The sequence below is a fragment of the Methanomicrobium mobile BP genome, assembly GCF_000711215.1.
Taxonomy (GTDB): domain Archaea; phylum Halobacteriota; class Methanomicrobia; order Methanomicrobiales; family Methanomicrobiaceae; genus Methanomicrobium; species Methanomicrobium mobile.
In genome coordinates, this window is the sequence record NZ_JOMF01000007.1 from 15,662 (window position 1) to 34,722 (window position 19,061).

The 19,061-nt window shown below is 48.1% G+C and carries 24 protein-coding genes; 22 read left to right on the forward strand and 2 right to left on the reverse strand.

What is annotated here, in order from left to right; translation table 11 throughout:
• Window positions 1–9: 9 nt before the first annotated feature.
• The 17 genes from rplX to T502_RS05890 all read left to right on the forward strand — a co-directional run bounded on the left by rplX (window position 10) and on the right by T502_RS05890 (window position 10,371).
• Window positions 10–378 (forward strand): 50S ribosomal protein L24, encoded by a 369-nt coding sequence (gene rplX, locus T502_RS05810; RefSeq protein WP_042706252.1) that lies wholly within the window; start codon window positions 10–12, stop codon window positions 376–378.
• Window positions 378–1,106 carry a 30S ribosomal protein S4e gene (locus T502_RS05815; RefSeq protein ID WP_042706253.1) on the forward strand — a complete coding sequence of 243 codons (729 nt, stop codon included), beginning with the start codon at window positions 378–380 and terminating at the stop codon, window positions 1,104–1,106. Before rplX ends, T502_RS05815 begins: the two co-directional genes overlap by 1 nt.
• Window positions 1,103–1,609, forward strand: coding sequence for a 50S ribosomal protein L5 (locus T502_RS05820; RefSeq protein WP_042706254.1), 507 nt, complete (start codon window positions 1,103–1,105; stop codon window positions 1,607–1,609). The genes T502_RS05815 and T502_RS05820 overlap by 4 nt, the downstream gene beginning before the upstream one ends.
• A 2-nt stretch (window positions 1,610–1,611) precedes the next feature.
• Window positions 1,612–1,788, forward strand: coding sequence for a 30S ribosomal protein S14 (locus tag T502_RS05825; RefSeq protein ID WP_042706255.1), 177 nt, complete (start codon window positions 1,612–1,614; stop codon window positions 1,786–1,788).
• A 14-nt stretch (window positions 1,789–1,802) separates the two neighbouring features.
• A complete protein-coding gene (locus tag T502_RS05830) occupies window positions 1,803–2,195 on the forward strand; it encodes a 30S ribosomal protein S8 (protein ID WP_042706256.1) in 393 nt (130 codons plus the stop codon).
• 14 nt (window positions 2,196–2,209) lie between these two features.
• Entirely contained in the window at window positions 2,210–2,734 is a 525-nt protein-coding gene (locus tag T502_RS05835; RefSeq protein ID WP_042706257.1) for a 50S ribosomal protein L6, read from the forward strand.
• Between the two features lie 5 nt (window positions 2,735–2,739).
• A complete protein-coding gene (locus T502_RS05840) occupies window positions 2,740–3,189 on the forward strand; it encodes a 50S ribosomal protein L32e (RefSeq protein WP_042706258.1) in 450 nt (149 codons plus the stop codon).
• The gene (locus T502_RS05845) at window positions 3,182–3,634 is read left to right on the forward strand and encodes a 50S ribosomal protein L19e (RefSeq protein WP_042706260.1); all 453 of its coding nucleotides are present in this window, start codon (window positions 3,182–3,184) and stop codon (window positions 3,632–3,634) included. Before T502_RS05840 ends, T502_RS05845 begins: the two co-directional genes overlap by 8 nt.
• On the forward strand, window positions 3,634–4,161 hold the full coding sequence (locus T502_RS05850; protein ID WP_042706261.1) for a 50S ribosomal protein L18: 528 nt from the start codon (window positions 3,634–3,636) through the stop codon (window positions 4,159–4,161). The genes T502_RS05845 and T502_RS05850 overlap by 1 nt, the downstream gene beginning before the upstream one ends.
• A complete protein-coding gene (locus tag T502_RS05855; protein WP_042706262.1) occupies window positions 4,161–4,778 on the forward strand; it encodes a 30S ribosomal protein S5 in 618 nt (205 codons plus the stop codon). Before T502_RS05850 ends, T502_RS05855 begins: the two co-directional genes overlap by 1 nt.
• On the forward strand, window positions 4,778–5,239 hold the full coding sequence (locus T502_RS05860; RefSeq protein WP_042706263.1) for a 50S ribosomal protein L30: 462 nt from the start codon (window positions 4,778–4,780) through the stop codon (window positions 5,237–5,239). The genes T502_RS05855 and T502_RS05860 overlap by 1 nt, the downstream gene beginning before the upstream one ends.
• A gap of 6 nt (window positions 5,240–5,245) precedes the next feature.
• Entirely contained in the window at window positions 5,246–5,671 is a 426-nt protein-coding gene (locus T502_RS05865) for an uL15m family ribosomal protein (RefSeq protein WP_042706264.1), read from the forward strand.
• 19 nt (window positions 5,672–5,690) lie between these two features.
• The gene (secY, locus tag T502_RS05870) at window positions 5,691–7,124 is read left to right on the forward strand and encodes a preprotein translocase subunit SecY (RefSeq protein ID WP_042706265.1); all 1,434 of its coding nucleotides are present in this window, start codon (window positions 5,691–5,693) and stop codon (window positions 7,122–7,124) included.
• A 5-nt stretch (window positions 7,125–7,129) separates the two neighbouring features.
• Window positions 7,130–7,708 carry an adenylate kinase gene (locus T502_RS05875; protein ID WP_042706266.1) on the forward strand — a complete coding sequence of 193 codons (579 nt, stop codon included), beginning with the start codon at window positions 7,130–7,132 and terminating at the stop codon, window positions 7,706–7,708.
• An 8-nt stretch (window positions 7,709–7,716) separates the two neighbouring features.
• Window positions 7,717–8,340, forward strand: coding sequence for a DUF106 domain-containing protein (locus T502_RS05880; RefSeq protein ID WP_084173086.1), 624 nt, complete (start codon window positions 7,717–7,719; stop codon window positions 8,338–8,340).
• A 1-nt stretch (window position 8,341) separates the two neighbouring features.
• Window positions 8,342–8,869: a (d)CMP kinase gene (gene cmk, locus T502_RS05885; protein WP_042706267.1), complete on the forward strand. Its 528-nt coding sequence runs from the start codon at window positions 8,342–8,344 to the stop codon at window positions 8,867–8,869.
• Window positions 8,870–9,396: 527 nt separating this feature from the next.
• Window positions 9,397–10,371, forward strand: coding sequence for a TIM barrel protein (locus T502_RS05890; protein ID WP_042706268.1), 975 nt, complete (start codon window positions 9,397–9,399; stop codon window positions 10,369–10,371).
• A gap of 204 nt (window positions 10,372–10,575) precedes the next feature.
• On the opposite strand, the gene T502_RS09040 is transcribed toward T502_RS05890, so the two are convergent.
• Window positions 10,576–11,076 carry a type IV pilin N-terminal domain-containing protein gene (locus tag T502_RS09040; protein WP_084173088.1) on the reverse strand — a complete coding sequence of 167 codons (501 nt, stop codon included), beginning with the start codon at window positions 11,074–11,076 and terminating at the stop codon, window positions 10,576–10,578.
• A gap of 3 nt (window positions 11,077–11,079) precedes the next feature.
• Window positions 11,080–11,823, reverse strand: coding sequence for a type IV pilin N-terminal domain-containing protein (locus tag T502_RS05900; RefSeq protein WP_042706270.1), 744 nt, complete (start codon window positions 11,821–11,823; stop codon window positions 11,080–11,082).
• A 966-nt stretch (window positions 11,824–12,789) separates the two neighbouring features.
• Here T502_RS05900 and T502_RS05905 point away from each other — a divergent pair.
• The 5 genes from T502_RS05905 to T502_RS05925 all read left to right on the forward strand — a co-directional run bounded on the left by T502_RS05905 (window position 12,790) and on the right by T502_RS05925 (window position 18,990).
• Window positions 12,790–13,764 (forward strand): hypothetical protein, encoded by a 975-nt coding sequence (locus T502_RS05905; RefSeq protein WP_042706271.1) that lies wholly within the window; start codon window positions 12,790–12,792, stop codon window positions 13,762–13,764.
• Window positions 13,764–15,569, forward strand: coding sequence for a type II/IV secretion system ATPase subunit (locus tag T502_RS05910; protein ID WP_052359205.1), 1,806 nt, complete (start codon window positions 13,764–13,766; stop codon window positions 15,567–15,569). Before T502_RS05905 ends, T502_RS05910 begins: the two co-directional genes overlap by 1 nt.
• Entirely contained in the window at window positions 15,556–17,361 is a 1,806-nt protein-coding gene (locus T502_RS05915) for a type II secretion system F family protein (protein ID WP_042706272.1), read from the forward strand. The genes T502_RS05910 and T502_RS05915 overlap by 14 nt, the downstream gene beginning before the upstream one ends.
• 154 nt (window positions 17,362–17,515) lie before the next feature.
• A complete protein-coding gene (locus T502_RS05920; protein WP_052359206.1) occupies window positions 17,516–17,950 on the forward strand; it encodes a type IV pilin N-terminal domain-containing protein in 435 nt (144 codons plus the stop codon).
• Window positions 17,947–18,990, forward strand: coding sequence for a hypothetical protein (locus tag T502_RS05925; RefSeq protein WP_052359207.1), 1,044 nt, complete (start codon window positions 17,947–17,949; stop codon window positions 18,988–18,990). Before T502_RS05920 ends, T502_RS05925 begins: the two co-directional genes overlap by 4 nt.
• Window positions 18,991–19,061 lie beyond the last annotated feature (71 nt).

Below are 19,061 nucleotides of genomic sequence, written 5' to 3' on the forward strand. Positions count from 1 at the left end.
TGTTCTGTAATGGTAAGAATTGCAAGCAGCCAGCCAAGAAAGCAGCGCAAAGCACGCTACAATGCGAGCTTACACGCACGCGGAAAGTTCCTTAACGCACCGCTCTCCAAAGAGCTTCGCGAGAAGTATCACACCCGCCGTGCGGTTCGTGTAGTGGTCGGCGACACGGTAAAAGTCCTTCGCGGCGACAACAGAGGCGACGAGGGTGTCGTTGACGGAGTTAACACGGATAACGGAACACTTCTCGTTCACGGCGTTTCCGTAACAAAGGTGGACGGTTCCGAGGTCCCCAGACCCGTATATGCATCGGCGGTTCAGATTGTGAAACTCAATCTTGACGACAAGCTTCGTGCATCAAGACTGGAGGGTAAGAACTAATGTCAGATCATTTGAAGAGGCTTAATTCACCATCTGGATGGAGAATTGCCAGAAAAACGAAGAAATTTGTTGTTAAGACATCACCCGGACCGCACAACGGCAATGCGATGCCGCTGGGCGTATGGCTGAGAGATCACATGGGTCTTGCTCTTAACTCGAAAGAGGTCAAGAAGATCTTAACCGACCGTTCCGTTATCGTTAACGGTAAGGTCTGCACCAATATGAAACTCGGAATCGGTATCTTCGACATTGTTTCGATTCCGAAGACGGACAAGCACTACCGCATTCTCAGAAACAAGAAGGGCGACTATGTATCCGTCCCGATTTCGGCAGAGGATGCACAGACACAGCTTTGTAAGATCTCCAACAAGACAATCGTCAAGGACGGAAAAGTTCAGCTTAACCTCCGCCACGGAGCCAACATCGTTGTCGATTCACAGGAATACAAGCCTAAAGACTCGATTGTTGTCAAGCTCACCGGCGACGAGCGCTTCAAGATTATCGATCACTTTGCTTTCGCGGAAGGCAACTGTGCAATGGTAACCGGCGGTAAGCACTCGGGTAAGGTAGGACAGATCACAAAGATCGAAGTAATTCCGGCATGCATCGAGAACAGGGTCTTCTTAAAAGACATAAAGAGCGGCGAAGAGTTCGACACGGTCGAGAACTATATCTTCATGGTCGGCAGATCAACGCCTGCGGTAAGCGAGTGGGGAATTGAAGCATGAGCGTAATGCAGCAGGTCTACGTTGACAAGGTTGTCATCCACATGGGTGTCGGCGAAGCAGGTGAGAAGCTTGTAAAAGCCGAGAACATCATGCAGGAGATATCGGGACAGAAACCGGTACGTACGATTGCAAAGAGAACCCAGCCGGCATTCGGTATCAGAAAAGGTCAGCCGATTGGTTGCAAGGTCTCACTCAGAGGCGAGGCTGCAAAGGATTTCGTTGCAACAGCGCTCAACATTCTTGAAAACAAGCTTTTCGCAAGCCAGTTCGACAAGTCAGGAAACGTTGCATTCGGTATCGAGGAACACACCGATTTCCCGGGTCAGAGCTACGATCCTATGATTGGTATCTACGGTATGGATATCAACGTGGTTCTCGAGAAGAAGGGAGTCAGAATCGCAAGAAGAAGCATTCAGACAAAGAAGCTTCCGCTGCATCAGAGAGTTTCCCGTGAAGAAGCCGTCAAATTCATGCAGGATGAGTTTGGCGTGGAGGTACAGTAAATATGGCGCAGAAAAAATCGAAGAACGAGGAAGCACCCGCCAAGATATTCGGCTGCGGTGCAAACAAGTGTCAGATGTGCGGCAGAAAACAGGGTCTTGTACGCAGATACAAGATTATGCTGTGCCGCCAGTGCTTCCGTGACTATGCCTCAAAGATAGGCTTTAAGAAGATGAATTAAGGAGCGTTTCAGAAATGACAAGGTTAAATCCGGTTGCCGATGCAATGTGCACACTCAAAAACGCTTCCGATGTCGGTAAGACAGAATGTATTGTCGAACCTGCGGGAACTCTTCTTGGGGCAATGCTCGGCATTATGAAGGAAGAAGGATATATCGCAAACTTTGAGCTGATTGAAGACGGCAGAGGCAACCAGTACAAGATTTTCCTTAACGGAAACATCAACAAGTGCGGTGCAATTACGCCGCGTTTCTCGGTCAAGGCTGTTGATATTGAGAAATGGGAGAACCAGTATCTCCCGGCGAAGAATTTCGGATTACTTATCGTCAGTACATCGAAGGGTGTAATCTCACACGAGAATGCACGTAAGCTCGGTGTCGGCGGTGAGCTTTTGGGATACGTCTACTAAGGAGTGATTAAGAGATGGTTACAGAGAGAAAGGTAACTGTTCCGGCAGGAGTCACGGCCGAGTTGGACGGTACTGTCCTGAAAGTTTCGGGTAAGAAAGGCAAGCTCGAGAGAGATCTCCACTATCCGGGCATCAATGTCAGGATTGAGGACGGACACCTCATTGTGTCGACCGAATCCACAAGAAAGAAGGTCTATGCAATGACAGGCACGTTCGCTTCGCACGCCGAGAACATGTTCCGCGGCGTTAACGAAGAGTATGTGTATACAATGAAAATTGTCTACAGCCACTTCCCGATTCAGGTAAAGGCTACCCCGCAGCGTCTTGAGATCGCCAACTTCCTCGGCGAGAAACAGACGAGATATGCGGCAATCCCCGAAGGTGTCAAGGTAAAGGTCGCAAACGATCAGGTTACCATTACGGGTATCGACAAGGAGCTTGTCGGTATGACTTCCTCGAGAATTGAGAAAGCAACAAAGGTCCGCGGACGCGATTCACGTGTCTTCCAGGACGGAATATATATTGTTAACAAGGCGTGATTTGAATGGCTGACGATAAGATTAGATTAATCAGGGCAAGAAACGCTCAGCGCGGTTCATTCAAGCGCCAGGGTCTTTCAAGAAAGCTGAGACTCGAAGATACATGGAGAAGACCACGCGGTATTCAGAGCAAGCAGAGAAAGGATTACCGTGCAAAGGGCAGACACCCGCAGTCGGGATTCGGTTCTCCGAAGGCAGTGCGCTACTTCCACCCGTCGGGATTCGAAGAGGTTATGGTCTGCAATGTTGCCGATCTTGAAGGCATCAATGCAGAGACACAGGCAGTCAGAATTTCGGCAAAGGTCGGCGGCAACAAGCGTGCGGCGATTCAGGCAAAGGCCGAGTCACTCAAGATTAAGGTTCTCAATGTAAGAGTTCCCAAGGCAAAGGTCGAGAAGGCCGAGAAGACCGAAAAGGCTACCGAGAAAAAAGAAGAGGTGACCGACGATGAGTGATCTGAGAAATCAGAAACGCCTTGCGGCATCGGTTCTCGGATGCGGAGTCAACCGCGTTCACTTCGACAGCGAGCGCTCTGACGATATCGCAAACGCAATCTCGCGCGAGGATATCAGAGGACTTGTCGAAGAGGGCGTAATTACCGCAAAGCAGGTAAGAGGAAACAGCCGCGGCAGAACACATGCTCTTATGGCGAAGCGTTCATACGGTCACCGCAAGGGTCCGGGACGCAGGAAGGGTGCGGCAGGAGCACGCACACCGTCAAAGGAAGCATGGATTAAGAAGATTCGTGCAATCAGAAGAGAGCTTAAGGCTCTTCGTGAAAACGGCACAATCGATGCGCATGTATACAGAATTATGTACAGGAAAGCAGCAGGCGGTCAGTTCAGAAGTGTTGCACACATGAAGGCACAGCTTGTACAGATTACCGGGAGGATGGAATAATGGCAACAGGACCAAGATACTTCGTCCAGTTCCGCAGGCGCCGTGAGGGTAAAACCGACTACTACAAGCGCTTAAAGCTTATTGTCTCCGACAAACCGAGAATGGTTGTCAGAAAGTCGAACAAGCACATTACATGTCAGCTTGTTGAGGCAAAGCTCGAGGGTGACAATACACTTGTTGCGGCACACTCCAGTGAACTTGCAAAATACGGATATAAAGGCGCAACAGGCAATACACCTGCGGCATATCTTACGGGTATGCTCTTTGCCGTCAAGGCAATCAATGCAGGTTACGGTGACGCTATCTTAGATATCGGTTTACACCGCCCGAGACAGGGTGCAAAGGTATTTGCCGCGCTTAAAGGCGCAGTTGCGGCAGGTCTCGATGTCCCGCACAGCGAGGACATTCTTCCGGCGGACGAGAGAGTAAAGGGCAATGTTATTGCCGAGTATGCACCGGACAGAGCAGGCGACCTTGTTGCAAATGTCGAAGCATGTGAAGATGCAATTATGAAGGAGCTGAAATAATGGCCTTTGAACAGGATGTTTGGATTCCTCTCACCGGTCTCGGAAAAGAGGTTGCCGCAGGTAAAATAAAGAGCATCGACGATGTTCTCGAGAGCGGCAGACCAATCAAAGAGCCGCAGATTGTCGATTACTTCATACCCGACCTTGAGGATGAGGTTCTTGACATTAACATGGTTCAGAGAATGACTGACAGCGGAAGACGTGTTAAGTTCAGATGCGCGGTCGTTGTAGGTAACCGCAACGGATACATCGGATTCGGTCAGGGCAAGGATGCTCAGGTCGGAAATGCCATCAAGAAGGCAATCGACGATGCAAAACTCAATATCATCAAGATTAAGAGAGGTTGCGGCAGTTGGGAATGCGCATGCGGCGAGGCACACTCGATTCCGATGCGTGTTACGGGCAGAGCAGGCAGTGTAAGAGTTACGCTTATCCCCGCACCGCAGGGTATCGGCCTTGTAACCGGTGATATCGGTAAGAAGGTTCTCCAGCTTGCGGGTGTTCACGATGTCTGGACAACTTCCAGCGGAAATACCCGTACGACCATCAACTACGCAAGAGCAACCTACAATGCGCTTCAGCAGGCAAACCTTGTCAGAAAGGGAGGTCAGAACTGATGTATTTCGTTGTTCAGGTCAGAGGTGTTGTAAACACGAGAAGAGAGATTAAGGATACCTTAAAGATGCTTCGTTTACACCACATCAACCACTGTGTATTAATCCCCGAGACTCCGGCATACATGGGTATGATCAGGAAAGTAAAGGATTATGTTGCTTACGGCGTTGCCGAGGCAGATGTTCTGGCAACCGTCCTTGAGTCACGCGGACGTCTGACTGCGGACGAGAAGCTTACCGATGCATACGTGAAAGAGAACTCACAGTATGCCGATATCGAGTCATTCGCAAAGGCTATCTGCGCAGGCGAGGCAGAGATCACCGATTTACCGGGCTTAAAGCCGGTCTTAAGACTCCACCCGCCCAGAAAGGGATACAAGTCAATCAAACGCACATACCAGCAGGGCGGCGCACTCGGAAACTACGGTGCCGAGATTAACGGTCTTGTCTACAGGATGAGGTGAAGAGGGATGCCAGTAAACAAACGCACTAAATACCGCGGGTCACGTACATGCGGCGGCGGTACACACAAGAATCGCCGCGGCGCAGGTAACCGCGGCGGTAGAGGAAGAGCGGGACACCGCGATCACCGCTTAAGCCACTACCTTGTCCGTGGACTCTTCCATGAGGGTAAACACGGATTTGTCAACAAGAACGGCTATAAGGACAAGACTCTCGATGTCGGCGAGCTTGATCAGATTCTTGACAGGCTTGTCGAATGCGGACTTGCATCCGTCGAGGGTGATGTCTTCACGGTCGATGCGGAACAAATAGGAATTAATAAAATACTTGGCAGCGGTAAAGTTACTCATAAGATTAATGTAACTGCCGAGGCATTTTCGGAATCTGCCAAAGCAAAGATTGAAGAGATGGGTGGCCAGGCACTGACCGCCTAACTCATTTTTTGGTGAACTTATGGGAGCAATGCTGGATCGAATGGAACCTCTGTTAGCCGCAATGCCGGCTGTCAGACCTCCTGAAGGGCATGTCCATTTCAAGAACAAACTCTTGTGGACAGTTGCCGTTCTGATATTGTATTTTCTGCTGACTAATGTCCAGGTCTTCGGTCTGAGTGCCGATTCCTCCGACTGGCTCGGAATGTACCGTGCAATTCTTGCAGGTGCAAGCGGATCTATTGTCCACTTGGGTATCGGACCGATCGTTACTGCATCTATCGTTCTCCAGCTCTTAAACGGTGCCGATCTTTTGGGTATCAATACCCGCGAACCCCGTGGACAGGTTATGTACATGGGTCTTCAGAAACTCCTCATACTGGTTATGATCGTTCTTGAGGCAGCTCCGAACGTTATCGGAGGTTTCCTTCAGCCCGACGCAAATATTGCGCTGACGCTTTTCGGCGGCAGTCTGGCGACCGTATCATTCCTGATATTCCTTCAGTTGTGTATCGGAGGTCTTATCATCTTCCTTATGGATGAGGTCGTTACCAAATGGGGTGTGGGCTCGGGTGTCGGTCTTTTCATCGTGGCAGGCGTGTCGCAGGGTCTTATCAACGGTTTCCTTAACTGGGCGGCCGTTCAGGATGCGTATCCTGTGGGTTTCTTCCCGCGTCTGTTTGCAATAATTGCCGACGGCGCCAATTTGATGGAGTATTTCAGTCTGGATATTCTTGCTTTGATTACGACCGTGTTTATCTTCGGTCTTGTCGTTTATGCGGAGTCCACAAGGATTGAGATACCGCTTGCCCATGCGACCGTTCGCGGTGCAAGAGGCAGATTCCCCGTCAAACTCATATATGCAAGTGTCCTTCCGATGATTCTTGTCCGTGTTCTTCAGGCAAACTGGCAGATGTTCGGTCTTTTCCTGAACAATATCGGCATTACCTTCCTCGGTAAGTTCGAGGGACAGACTCCGGTTAACGGAATCATGTATGTTACGGCGCCTATCAATTCGCCCAACGACTGGATGTGGTGGCTCACCGATCTCGGTCATCCCGTATGGGAGGTTCTTCTGAGAATGGGTATCGATCTGATTGTCATGGTCGTGGGCGGTGCTATCTTTGCGCTGTTCTGGGTCAAGACTGCGGGTCTTGATTCGTCGCATGTTGCAAGGCAGATTCAGAGAAGCGGTATGAGTATTCCGGGTTACCGCAGAAACGAGCAGGTTCTCGAGAGATATCTTGATCGTTACATTCCGCGTGTTACCGTCATCGGCGGTGTTGCAGTCGGTGTTTTGTCCGTTCTTGCAAACTACCTCGGTGTTATCGGTGCGGTCGGAGGTACCGGACTTTTACTTACGGTAAGTATTATCTATCGTCTTTACGAAGAGATTGCAAATGAACAGATCATGGAGATGTATCCGTTCATGAGGAGCTTCTTCGGAAAGGAGTGATTTAAATGCCACAGAAATGCAAGAAAGTTGTTATTACTGGTGTTCCGGGTGTCGGAAAGACAACGGTTATCAACGGATCGATGGAGGCTTTGAAGGAGCTTGGTGTTCCTTACACCTCCATCAATTTCGGTACGTGTATGTTTGAGGTTGCTTGCGATCAGAATCTTGTGAGCGACCGCGATGAGATGCGCAAGCTGGATCAGGATGTTCAGAGGAACCTTCAGAAGACGGCTGCGCAGGTCATTGCAAAGATACAGGATAATGTCATTATCGATACTCACTGTACGGTCAGTACGCCTTCGGGTTTCCTTCCGGGTCTGCCGGCATGGGTGCTTGAGGAGCTTAAGCCGGATATCGTTGTTCTTGTCGAGAGCAACGAGGATCAGATCTTAAAGCGCCGTCTGTCGGATACCACGCGTACAAGGGATGTCGAGGGGTATCAGTCGATCAAGGATCATCAGAATTACAACCGCTATATGGCTGCGGCGTATTCGATGCTTACCGGATGTACGGTAAAGAGCATTAAAAATCAGGACTTCTTACTTGAGAATGCCATCAATGAGATGGTTACACTCCTGAAATAAGAGGGTTTATGGTCTCGAAGAGCGCTAAGCCCGCATCGCCTGCGGGCGGAGGGGGTATGTTTACCTTCCTCTTAATTATGCTTCTTGTGATGGTAGTTTACAGTGTGCCTTTCCTCAGGACGGGTATTGCTGATGCCGCCGGAATTGTTTTGAATCCGTTGCACAATGTTCTTGCCGTTTCATGGCCGATTCTTATTCTGGTTCTGTCCGCAATTACGGGCTGTTATTCATCTCTTCTTCAGAAGTATACGATTGATTACGAGAAGATGAAGCGTGTTCAGGAGAAGATGCGTGTTTTTCAGAAGGAGTTCAGAGAGGCTCAGCTTGCCGCCGACGAGAAGAAGATCCGCAAGCTGAACGAGAAACGCGATAAGGTGATGCAGGAGCAGCTTGAGGTTTCTCAGGAGCAGTTTAAGCCGCTCGGCTGGATTATGATTATCACGATTCCGATCTTTCTGTGGCTTTTGCAGATGGCACCCACGATGGGAACGATTTCGTTTCCGTTTATGGGTACGGTTGGCTTAAGCGATCCGACGTTCCTGTTTCTGCCGGCATGGATCATCTGGTATATGCTCTGTTCGATTACGATTTCGCAGGTCATCAGAAAGACTCTTGATATAGGCGGTGTCTGAGATGAGGATTACCGTAAGCGGTCCGCCCGGAAGCGGGACTACTTCTCTTGCGAAGGCGATTGCGGAGAAATACGGAATAAGACTTGTTTCCGCCGGCGATGTCTTCAGACAGAATGCGGCGGAGAGGAATATGGATCTGCTTTCGTTCAGTAAGCTCTGCGAGTCCGATCCGAGTGTCGATAAGAAGATTGATGCGGATCAGAAGAAGATCGGCGAGGAGAACTCCGATATTATCATTGAGGGCAGACTTGCGGGTCACATGGTAAGTAATGCGGATCTGAGGATCTGGGTTTTGGCTTCCGCGGATTGCCGTGCGCACAGGATTTCCGATCGCGAGGAGATCTCTTACGAGATTGCCAGACACGATACGGATATCCGCGAGAAGTCGGAATGTGACCGTTACATGAAGTATTACGGTATCGATATCCGTGATCTTTCCATCTATGATCTTGTCATCAGTTCGGAGAAGTGGGGCAAGGAAGAGCTTGCACAGGTTGTTGATTTTGCCATCGGCAGGATCAACAGGTAATTTTTTTGTTTTTTCAGTTTAGTTTTTCAGCTTGTTTTTCAGTTTTCAGCGTTACCCGTTTCGGCGTGTATGATGATTTAAGGCGCGGTTTTGGCGGTAAAAAAAGTAAATGTATGTGTTTGTTATTCTCTTCGAGTTTGTTCGATATATGTCTGTTCAGTCGAGTTTGGGTTTTTATCTATAATGATTCCTGATCTTTCATGATTGATGCCCCTGTCTCAAGGTGTGAGATAATGAGTTATTTGTCGTGTGATAATATATATTTCACTGTCTTTCAGTCTTGAGAGAATAAAGTTATTTTGCCGTAATTCACAGTTATTATTAGCGTGTTTGTGAACGCGGTCGGGTTGCGGCGCCGCGGCTGCGCCACGGATGCCCCGCAACGGTGCGGCGGACAAAGGTTTTCGGATTGCGGTATTCGCGACTCTGAAGCGACTGTGATCGGATAAGTGCAACTGCGCTGTGCAAAAACAGGTTGTAATACAGGGATAAAACAGGAAATCCAGAGAAATAAGGGGGATAACAGCGTGTATAAACAGTTCATCAATTTTTCAGGCTATTCATTTGATCTTGAGAAGTTCAACGGTGATTGGGGAGAGTTTCGAAAGTTCCTCGCGGTATATGACCTTGACGGTGCGGAGATGCTCCTCGATTTCGGGGCGCTCGACGGCAGCGTTCCGAAGGATGTCGTCGGCGCCGTCCACTTCCCGTCTTTCATGGGCTGGTACAGACTCTGGACGGATAAGGATTTCACGGTGCCGGCGGAGATTGACAGGAGTATGGTGAAGTATTTCTACGGCGGCGAAGACCGCGAAGAACTCATCTCAAACTTCACCGCATGCATAGCGGATAACGCCAAATTAGCGCCGGCATACGGCGTCTTTCATGCGGGTTACATGGAGGCGGAGCATACCTTCATGAAGAAGATGCCGATACCCGACAATGCCGTTCTTGACGCAACTGCAGAGTTCCTCAATACCTGCGCAGGAAACTTCGCCGGCGGCGAGATGCCGTTTCCGATTGCCGTCGAAAACCTCTGGTGGTCGGGGCTGACCTTCCTTGACCCTGCGGCAACGTCGCGGTTTATGAACCGCCTTGAGTTTGAGAACTTCTTCTTCCTTCTGGATACGGGGCATCTCATGAATGCCGGCGGGGTCACATTCTCCGAGTCCGACGGAATCGATTTCGTCCTTGACACCCTAAGCCGCCTTAGCGCCGATGCCGTTGAGAAAATCCGCGCCGTGCACCTCCACTTCAGCGCTTCCGGCGAGTATCAAAAGACCATGAAAGCGCCGGAAAACTTTAACGAACTCGGCTTCAATGATCAGAGCGCCGCCATCATGGCGCATCTCAAGAAGTTCGACGAGCACCGTCCTTTTTCTCTTCCCGAATGCAAAAAGATACTCGATTTTGTCAAACCCGATTATGTGACGCACGAGTTCATGGGCACGAGAGACGAGCTTGAAGCGGCAGTCACAAAGCAGTTGCGGGCGCTGAAGTAATTAAACAAAAGTGATTCCGCAAAAGTAATCAGCAAAAAAGGGAATTACAGAACACATGATTTCAGTGCTCTGCTCATGATTACATGATTAGGGTGACAATGTGCTTATGAATGTCTTTTCCGTTTGTGAAAGTTTTGAATAGGTAACAAGTTTAAAAAAACGGATGGATGAGTATCCGTTTTTTTAATTTCAACTGTTATCAGTTTAGTTTACTGTAACAGTCTGTGATGAAATCTGCTTTCCGCTGTTCTTGTCGAGTACTGTTATTACAACCATGTCGCCTTTATTTGGTTCAAATCCGACAAATTTGTTTCCTTGTTTTGTTGTTAAGAAAACGTCATCCCAATCAATTGATAACATATCGCCTGACTGGAAAGAATCACTACTAATAGATCCACCTGTTCTGAGTAATTTAGCATTTGTAAGATTTACATTGGAAACCATGTCTACATAGGATCCAGATGTAATTTTGGTTTTAACGTCAAGAGATGAGCCTACGATTGAATCACCACCGTGATGTGTTAATACTAATGGGTTTCCAACGGAAAGAGCACCCGTGATACTTGCCTGTGGTGTAGGTGCAGTTGTACTGACAAGTCCTCCGCCGAATGCTGAGACTACTCCTGCGATGATTAAGGTTACAACGAGCATGAGCATGACGCCGACTACGGGCGATACTGCTTCTTTATTTTCAATGAATCTCATATTTTATGCCTCCACTACATAGATGTCTTTGTCAAAGATAATCTGTCCAGTTGGAATATCTATAATTTTGACATTTACTACATCTCTGTCCGTTAACCATTCAGCATTATTAATTACTGAATAATCTTTATATCCATAAACGCTATATGACCACGATTTTGAGGGATCTGGATCTACATAGTTATAGCTACTCAGTGAAGCTTGTGCTTTCATGACATCTCCTGGGCGCAGAATGTAGTTACCGAACCATAAACTTGAATCTGAACTGGGGAATTTTTTAGGAATTACTAAATATGGGTCTTGGAATTTACAGGTAGTCTCGTTAGCGTTAGCTTTTTCTAATGATAAGTTGACATATCCTCCATAATCATTGAATGCCTGTGGCTCTTTACTGGCAGGCAGTGCTGTTGTTTCTCTATAATAGATTTCTTTAGATGTCCTGTTTGTCCATGATGTGACAATCTTTGTGCGGGCTGTATCAATCGGGTCGCCACCGAGGTGGGTAATCGTCATTGTCGGTTCAATGACTGCCCCCATACCCCACGATGGAACTGAGTGAACAATCTTTACATCAAAAGCTGCCTGAGGAGCTTTATCAGCTGTGCCGACAAGACCGCCGGCAAAGGCACTGACCGTTGCCGCGATGATAATCGTTACTACGAGCATCAGCATTACGCCAACCACAGGCGATACTGCGCTCTCGCGCTCTTTTGCTTCGAAAAGAGCATTGTTGAAGATTTTACTCATTAATAATCCTCCAATACAAACACAAACACCTATGCGTTATCGGGTCTCGGATAATAATGAATGTTCATTACTATGCGAAACCAAACTCAACAGTTCAGTAACCACAACTAAACTATTTTTTAGTTAACACATATTTGTTTGATACTCTTTAATTAGCGACATTGAAATATATAAGACTTATTTCGAAATTGTTAATGCCGTTAACAAAAAAAGTGTCAAAAATCGATCATATCGGGTATTTTCGGGTCACGGTATTATGCGCGCAGGGAAAATCGGGTGAGGGAGTTTTTCATGAAGCGGTTTTCATGTGAAAACGGGTTAAAGATCCGATCTGCTTTTGTTTTTGAGGCGGCGCACGGAAATTTCGGGTTTTAGATCGTCCGAAACGTCCCGTGTTTATTGAAACATAAACAATATGTACTATCAAGTATTATCTTATTGAACATAAGTATTACAAATGTGGTGCTTTACGGCAATTTATGGTATTTTCGGGGCATCCGGCAATCGGGGTTGAGAGTTGCATCTCAATGCTCTGATCAAGTGCGGTTGATTTGGACGGCATGATTAACGCAAAAAAATCTGATATAATGAAAGTAATAAATAATTATATAATAAATAAAAATATGTGTATATATTTGTGAGTTTTCCGCGGCATGAACGAAAAATTCGGATTCGACCGTGAAGAAATACAGATACGGCACTGCTGTAATATATATTTATTATCAATCAAGCAAGACATGTAATGAAGAGTGAGTAACACTAAAGAAATTCCTGTAAACCCGCGGCATTAATCATTAACTTCAACGGCGCAGGTATCGGTGTGGTGTGTTCCGGCACTGCCGCCGAATCATTGAAAATCGAAAATATATAAAAAACAAATCGGCAAAAACAAATCGGAATTAAATCGAAGGTTACTCAAAAGTTACTCGTAAAAATAGGGGGACTGAATAATCAGTATTTACGAAAATGGCAGGCGCAAAAACATTTGATACCGATAAACTGGTCAGACTGATGGGGGTGGCAGTCGTAATCGTCATTGTCCTCATCGCCGTGGCTGTCGGAATGGTTGTTCTCAAAGACGTTTCAAATTTCATACCGGGCACGGGATCATCAGCGGTTCCCGATCAGACCGGCAGTCAGAATATCCCGGGCAACCCCGCCGTCGGACAGACTACCGTTCCCGCTAACGATCCGTCATACGATCCCGTAGCCGAGGCACGCGAAGCTTACATAAGGGCATTGCAGGAAGCCGCCGCCAAAGAAAACAAAACCGACAAAAGTGTGGACGATTCGGTAACGGAGATACCCGTTTACGGCTCCGAGAAAGCCAACACACTCTCAGCCAACAGCCCGAAATCGGACGGCAATATCTCAATCGGATACTATCAGGTAATCTTCGAGAAAAAATATGATTACAGGAAAACCCTTGGCAACAGCAGTCTCCTCGTTGACGTCAACCGCGGTCCGCTCATCGTTCACTATGAGATCTCGAACCCGACGGTCACAATCGGAAGCGGAACGGGAAGCACTAAAAACAAAAAATATACCGATGATTCCGGTCGCGAAATCAAGGATCTGCCAACCGAAAACCCCACATACTGCTATGCCGAGATAAACATCATAGACAACAAAACAGGCAAGACAGTAGCCACCGGCGGATTCGGCAGAACGGACTCCTCATCGACGAAGAAAGACATATCGGTCTACAGTGCCGGCGAATACCTGATATACTGCACGGGCACGGGACTCGATATCGACGTAAAGGTAATCACCGGCGCAACCGAAGATAACCCCAACGCAATCGCCGTGGACACCGGCGCAAAAGACGCATTCTCATCACTGACGCGGTCGGGCACAAAGACCGTAAAAACCGGTTCCGGTTCGACGACATCATCCAATAACGTCGACGACGAGAGCATACCCCCGTGGGAAAGGTGGTAATGTTGGATCTGTTAAAGACGCTCGATATCGGCTCAATCGCCAAGAAGGCACATCTCCTTAAGAAGAAGGATGAGGTTGCCCCAGAAAACGGCGACGGTACCGAAATCGGGGACTTTAACGGTACCGCCAACCGCAGCGCGGACGGTGAAATCTTAATCCCCTACGACGATGCGCAGAAAAATCCCGACGAGATCCAGAAGCAACTGAACTCAGAGAAGAACAAACCAGGCGCAATCGAGAAAGGCAGAGAATTTTTTAACTCGATAGTAGACGGCATTATCGGCACCAAACCCGTCGACGAATCGGTATACACCCCCGAACCCCCGGAAACGTCCGCACTGCCGGAAGTCTCCAAGAGCCTCCTCGAAGAAGGGGTAACCATACTTGATACCTACTGGTTGCTTGCACCCTACTCCTATGTCGCAATAGTGGAGGATAAGGAACAGAACAAGAGTTACCGCGTATTCGAACCGCTCATCACCGAGAAAGAAAAACTCATACTCGAGGAGACCGACGCCGAACTCCGCTCGGTAATGCTCTATGACGCCACAAAACTGAATGAAGAGATAAAATTCGACTATGCGACGGTTCATCGTATAATCAGCAAACTCGACCCGTCAATCGACATAAGGCGCACGGGAATCATCTGCTACTATCTCGAGAGAAACTTCCACGGATACGGAAGACTCGATCCGCTGATGCACGACGAAAACATCGAAGATATCACGTGCAACGGTCCCGGTATACCCCTCTTCATATATCACCGCAAATATGCAAACCTGCCCGTAAACATCGTCTTCAACGGCGAAGACCTCAACCGCTACGTCCTTAAAATAGCTCAGAAAGCCGACAAACAGCTCTCGCTCACAAGCCCGCTCGTCGATGCCGCACTCCCCGGCGGCGCACGTGCGCAGATAACCTATACGGACGTAGTCTCCTCGAAAGGCAGTTCGTTTACAATCCGTAAATTCAAATCCGACCCGATGACGCCTATTGACCTCATCGACTACGGCACATACGACGCCGAGATAATGGCATTCCTCTGGCTCTGCGTCGAAAACCGCAAGAGCGCCATCGTCGTCGGCGGAACGGCATCCGGAAAGACATCCATGATGAATGCATTCTCGCTCTTCATCCCGCAGTTTGCAAAGATCGTATCCATCGAAGATACCCGTGAAATTCAGATGCCGCATAAAAACTGGCTCCCCATGAAGACACGTGAGAGCACGGCGGAATCCGGAAAAGGAAACGTCGACATGTTCTCGCTCCTCAAAGCCGCACTCCGTCAGCGCCCCGAATACATCATTGTCGGCGAGGTCAGAGGCAGCGAAGCCCAGACACTCTTCCAGGCAATGAACACAGGACACACCACATACTCCACACTCCATGCCGGAGGAATCGAGCAGGCAATCAACCGCCTCACCACAAACCCCATAAACGTCCCCCCCTCGATGTTCGGCGCACTCAACCTGATGATAATTCAGCAGCTCCAGTACGTGAACAAAAGAATGGCAAGACGCTGCATCTTTATTGCCGAAACCTTCGTCAAGAAGAACTACATCGACTACAACATCCTCTACAAGTGGCAGCCCTCAACAGACACTTTCGAGAAGATCTACAGAGATTCCAGGGTCCTCAAAGAGATTGCCTACAGTCAGGGCTGGACCGACGCACAGGTAAGAGAAGAGATAGACAAGAGGAAAGAGATCCTTATGGGTCTTCTGCAGCACAGAATCAGAGATTCCGATCACATCACCACGGTCTTTGACGAATTCAGCAAGAACGGTCACTATGAATTTGACTAACAACCCCCTCATGAATTCACTCAACAACGATGAATTCAAGAAATCTCTCAAATCGGCGCACATCCCGATAACCTCCGAGGATTATCTCCTTCTGGTTATTTTCGGGACCGTTCTTGTCGGATTGGTCCTGATTCTCCTAATACTCTTAAACTTCCTTCTCAACATCAACCTAAACCCCATACCCTTTCTCGACCCCGTAATCTCAATGGCAATCTTATTTCTTGTCATAGTCGGCACCGTATTCACGCTTGCCTATACCTATCCGCAGATGGAATGTTCGGGACGAAAGACAAGAATCGAGTTTGATCTGCCCTATGCCGTCACCTACATGCAGGCTCTCTCCACAACAATGACGCTCTTCTCCATCTTCAAGAGCGTTGCCGAAAACTACGATCTATACGGCGAAGTCTCGGAAGAATGCGCCATGATAGTAAGAGATGTCGAGTATTTCGGCGATGACCTCATGGTGGCAATGAGGAACGTCCAGAGCATAACGCCGTCGGAAAATTTCAGCGAACTCCTAAACGATCTCGCAATGGTCTTCAAGACCGGCGGCAGCATGACGGACTTCTTCGCTTCAAAGTCCGAACATTACCGCGAGACCGCACTTCAGGAACTTGACAACACCTTAAAGACCATGGAGATCATGGCTGAGATATACGTAACGGCATTCGTTGCGGGACCAATCGCCATAATGATAATGATAGTCGCCCAGAATCTCTCGGGTCAGTCTACGGTCGACTTTCTGGCGCCGCTCATGTATATCGGTCTGCCCATCGGCGCAACCGCTATGGTCTTCCTGCTCTATATCATGATGCCGCCCGACACTCTCACCATCAGCAGAAAAGCCCTGCCTCAGGCGGAATACTCCGATACCAACATCGATCCCGGAAGCATGATGCTGGTCGATGAAAAATTCATGAAAAATTTCGAGAGTCACAGAAATCTCCTGAGAATCCGTGAGATACTCCGAAACCCGATGAAATACTATGTCTCGGACTACCAGTACGGAGCGGTCTTCGGTGTGATTTTAGCCTGTATCGTAGCCCTGCTGTTTTTTAACGGAACGCTTGCGAAGTTAATTCCGACATACACATTGGAAGCATTCATCTCACTCTTTGTGATCATGTTCATGCTGCCTGTCGCGGTTGCCTATGAAGCAAGGAATCACTATCTGAAAAAGTTCGAATCACAGCTTCCCGCCTTCCTCCGCGAGATCTCGGATATGAAAGATATGGGTATGACGCTTCAGAGTGCCATTCACATAATTGCGAACTCCAAGATAGGCGTCCTCACAAGAGAGGTAAAGATAACATCCACCGAGATAAAGATGGGAACAAGCGTATCGCTTGCGCTTTACAAACTTGAAGAGAGAATCGGACTTGTCTCGGTAAAGCGTGCAATATCGCTGGTCATAAAGGCAAGCGAGATAACCGACCATCTCCACGAGATCCTTGCCATAGCCATAGGTGACCTTGAACATTTCCTTAAGATGAAGAACGAGCGTTTCGGAGTTTCGTTTGTCTACGTCGCCATTATTTACCTCTCACTCGGTATCTTCCTCTATTCGGCGTATCAGCTGAACGTGACCTTTATCGAGAGTTTCTCAGAGTTCAATCTCAACTTCAACGTCTCCTCGAATGTCGGTGAGATGTTCCATATCTCTATAATTCTGGCGCTATTCTCGGGTCTGATGGCGGGACAGCTGAGTGCGAACAACATTCTTGCGGGACTCAAGCACAGCATTATCTTTCTTCTGGCGACCGGCGTCCTGTTCATTTATATTATTTGAGGTTGTAATTATGAAAACACGAGATTTCGGGGAGATAATTATGGGGAATAATGTTGGGAAATTTAGTGGAAACATTGTGGGGAAATTTATGAGAAATATTGCGGGAAATACCGGGGGGAATAATACGGGGAATAATACGATGTTGCCGCATGTGATGCCGCAGACGTTGCCGCGGAATTCTTTGGATAACCGTGCCATATCTCCCGTGGTCGGCGAGATGCTCATGCTCACGGTTGTCCTTATACTGGTGGCTCTTTTTGCCGCATCTTCGAGCAGTTTTATTCCGAGTGACCGGGAACCCTCGGTGAATATACTGGTCGGCGACGTTGACCCGTCCAATCATGACGTGACTCTCTGGCATAAGGGCGGAGATGTCGTATCGCTCTCTAACATGAAGGTGATTATCGGAAACGGCAATGAAAGAAATACCTTTACCGAGGATAACTTTGTCATAAACGGCGATGACGAACTGAAGAACTTCAAACCCGGCGATTACATGACCGTACACGCGGGTTATGACATCAGGGGAGAGGACATAACCGTAGTTGTGGGAAGTACGGTAGTAATGTACGGGAGAATCCGCGAATGAGAGCCAAAACCGATAAAAAATCCGATGCGACCGCATTCAATGCGAAAATTACTGTAAAAACCGCCGACCGCGAAAACGCGGTAGCGCCGGTTGTCGCCGTTCTTCTTATACTTGCGGTATTAATGACAATAATCTCGCTCTATTCCGCCATATACGTCCCCGCTCTTAAGGAACAGTCGGAGATAGAGCATCTCGCGGGCGTCGAAGAGGCATTTCTCAGGTTCTCTTCCGACATCGAGAGTGCCATACTCACCAAATCCGAAGGCACGGTAACGCGCAATGTCGAACTCGGCGGCGGCAGTGTCGTATTATCGCCGCTGAAATCCGGCGGCATAATGGAGGTCAAGAATGAGACTCCGACGTGGACTTACAAGATTTATAAGGACGGATATGCCGCACAGGAAAATCTTATCGCACAATCCCTGCTTGTCAACTTCTCTTATGAGGCGGTCGGCAATTTCTGGATGGATAACGGATATCTCTGGGACTACGGAATTGTCTCCTTAAAGACGCCTTATTCGAGCGCAACGCCGATTCAGTATACGACATATGAAGCCGCGGCTGATGACATAAAAGCGAACGGCGGAATATTCAGGTCAATGTTCGATCTGGATTATCTCTCGAATGTCGTTTTCGAGAAGGACGGAGAAGGTAAGCTGACCGGCAATACGTATCTGAACTGCTCGGAGATTATAATTACCGCCGTAACCTTTGAGAAAGGCGCAAGCGACTACACAAGCGGAAGCGGACATGCGACATTAAAGATGGATTCGAAAATGGAGTATCAGACAATATCAACGGGAGATTTGGTAATCACCATGAATCCCGATCTGTTCCCGCCGGTGAATACGGATAATCTTCCCAATTCGGCGGGTGATGTTCTCGAGTATAACATAGGTAAGGAATTGGATAACCTCAGAAATCAGGGATTCGCCAATATCGGAACCTTTACCTATGACCCCGATCACGTATTCCGTGTGCACTTTAATGCCCCCGTTAAAGTAACGGTAAGAAATCTGATACTGACGATAAGCGTATAATTGTACCGGCATACCGGTATGGAGCGGTTTGAAGACAAAATAACCAAAATTAAACAACCATAAGTTAACTT